Genomic DNA, 3,035 nt, shown 5'->3' on the forward strand with positions numbered 1-3,035 from the left:
GTGTCGCAGGGGATATCAACCTCGGTCATGCGGCCGATCAGCCGGTAGAAGATCGCGGCAGTCGCCCGCTTCAGCATGCCGTCGCCTTCACGCCGGCGGCGCTGTCCGTAGACGACGTCGGCGCCGTCGTCCATGAGCGCCATCATCTCGGGCAATAGCTCGGGTGGATCCTGCAGGTCGGCGTCAATGATGAGGACACGCTCTCCGCGGCACACGCTCAGTCCCGCGGTGAGCGCGAGTTGATGCCCATGATTGCGCATCAACCGCACGCCGACGACGCGCGGATCCTCCACGGCCGCCTTTTCGATGATTTCCCAGGTCCGATCCCTCGAACCGTCATCGACCAGAACCAACTCACTGGTCCCGCCCAATGAGTCCAGCACACCCCCGATCCGGCTCAGAAACAGCGGCAGCACGTCTTCCTCGTCGAAGCACGGCACGACCACGGAGACCGCCGGATGACACAGCACGGTCATGGGCCTTAGGGTAGTTCTCAGGTACGCTTCGCGCCGGGATTTGGGCAAATATCGCCTGACGACTTCGACAATCCGTAACTCAACGGTTGCTTTTCGCCCAATGCCGCTCCATGAACAGGGAAAATACGGCGAGCCGCCGGCCGGTGGCGACTCAGTGAAACCCGCACCACCCCGACTCGTGAGCCCGCAACTGGGCTGGCTCGGCGCCAACGTTCGGAGTGGCGACTCCGGCCGTTCGGCTCCATCGGACACGCGGCTCTCATGCCGATAGCTTGTCTGAAGCATCGTCGCGTTTTGATGCCTGGCCCCGGACCGCCAGTCAATCGGCATGGCGCTGGCCTCATTAGCTGGCACCGCCGAGCTCCGCGAGTCCTCGCCCTGGTGAGGCCGGAGGCGGCGTGGCCACAACCCCGAACGGCAGCAAGGGCGGCCCGCCCGAGCACGTCACCAAACATACTCAACACCGGCAACGGTTCTTTAGGATTGGCGACCATGATGCGTGCGACGGCGGCCGCAGGGGTTATGGCCGTGGTACTAAGCGGCTGTTCGCTGCGGAACATAAACGACGCATTCCGCACATTACCGCCGACCAACACGAGCACTTCGTCCGCCCCAGGCCCGAACGGCTTTAGCACTGCCCCACAATCACCGACACCTCTCGCGAGCGGGCCCCGGTCGCAGGTAGTCACGCAGCTAACGATGCCACCGGGCTCGGAGCTCGCACAGCGTCTCGACACCTATTTCGAGAATTGGGTGGTGTATCGCAACCGCGACAGCGTGGAGTCCGATCTGGCACCACAGCTGCCGGTTTTCCGCGATTTCGACGGACGGCCCTGGTGTAAGACGGTCACGACCGAATTCAGCGGAACCAGGGAAACGAAGTGGTTGTGGGGGACCGCGGATAACGGGCTCATGATATTTGTCACGGGAAGCACCAATTCCGATCACTCGCGGGTGCTGGTCGTGACTGGTACGACGGCGGGCAAAAATGCAACCGGATGCACGCGGTGACGGTGCTACGCAGTTCGGGAACGCCTGCGCCCGTGGAACATTGGGACTGGTCGATTCACTGACGATCCCGCCGGGACGCAGCTGCCGGCTTGAGTTCGCCGGGTGCCGAATTGGTGCGGGCCCCTTCAACGCCTGGGGCAGGTCTTCGCGTGTAGGAGACGATGATGGCCGCGCAGGTAACCAACCACAGGAGTGACGTCACTCCGACCGTTGTGGGAACTAAGGGCGTGGTGCCGACAATCCCGATGATCCCCTTCTGCCCCGCGATCAACGCCTGGGTTGGCGTGCTGGGCAAGGCGATCCACGTGATGCTCAGCGTCGCGGCCAGACTCACGCAGATGCCGACGGCGCGACGGCGATCACCGAGGTTGGCGAGGCGGTCGAAGATACCCGATCCTGGCGGACCGTCCGGGTCGCGAACTACCAACGCAGCGATGGGTAGGGCGAACACCAGGTAATACTTGAACGCCTGGAAGGGGAAGAGTGTGGCCATGGCCAGAAGCGCGATGCCCACCATTACCGGGGGGATGCGCCGCCCGAGACCGAGGACACAGACCACAAACAATATGAGCACGGAATACCCGAACAGGGGTGCAACGCGATTGGTGATGTGGAACAGCCCGCTCGCGAACGAGACGTTATACGGTGAGGTGACCGCATAGGGCGAACCGCCGTAGCCTAAGACACCCTTGATCGACAGCACGACGTTTAGCGGAAAGTCACGCGGCCACAGCAGGTAAGCGGCGAGATTGGATATCACTGCCCCGCCGACCGCGACGCCGCCCAGCCGCCATTGTCGGGAAGCGAACAAGGCGACGGCGAGGATGGCGAACTGCGGTTTCAGTAAAGCGGCCAGGACAACTGTGATCGTGACCAGGCCCCAGCGCTCTCGGCGCAGCGCCAGCAGAAAAACCAGGGCAATCGGGGCCAGGAACCCCACCGAGTTGCCCCGATCGATCACCGCCCATGCCGGCATGGCAGCGGCGCCCAGCACCACGAACACAACCACCCGTTCCAGGCCGCGCGCCCCCCGGGATGCCCAGAACGCCGGTGCGAGGACCGCTACCGTCAGCGCGAGCAGGAAAGCGATCAGACCAAGCTTTGGCACGCCGAGCAACTTTGTGGGAACCGCGAACAGCAATTGTGGCACCAACGCAGCCGCCGGGTAGTTAACCCAGCCCGCCTGGTAGTTGTCCCAAGGTAGAAAAGTCGGGTAGGGCCCCCAGGGATTGGGCCGCATACCCTCGTCGACGGTTATTGCATAGTCGCTGAAGCAATGTCGGCCGATCTGCACGCCCCAGTCGAGCCAGCAGTCTTCGGCTACTCCGGTAAGCGAGGCAAGTACGTCCACGGAGTAATACTGGGCGAGAACGAACCCGGTCACCGCCGACACGAACGACAGCAACAGGACGGCGGCGAGCACGAGTGTGCGCTCAGATTGGCCGCAGACCGTCGCCAATTGCTCCCGGATCGGTGTGATCGCGCCCCTCATCAACTCGACGGGTCGCTTCAAGGGCGTTCTCCTCGGTTGATTCGGCCGGTATCTGA

Annotated in this window: 2 protein-coding genes; both read right to left on the minus strand. The window is 63.3% G+C overall.

What is annotated here, in order from left to right; translation table 11 throughout:
• Positions 1-476 (minus strand): glycosyltransferase family 2 protein (locus ACLP9N_RS08375; RefSeq protein WP_442406957.1); only part of this gene is annotated, 476 nt, incomplete at its 3' end.
• A 1,066-nt stretch (positions 477-1,542) separates the two neighbouring features.
• Positions 1,543-3,000 (minus strand): glycosyltransferase family 87 protein, encoded by a 1,458-nt coding sequence (locus ACLP9N_RS08380; protein ID WP_442406958.1) that lies wholly within the window; start codon positions 2,998-3,000, stop codon positions 1,543-1,545.
• Positions 3,001-3,035: the final 35 nt, after the last annotated feature.

The organism is Mycobacterium sp., from assembly GCF_052144515.1.
GTDB lineage: Bacteria > Actinomycetota > Actinomycetes > Mycobacteriales > Mycobacteriaceae > Mycobacterium.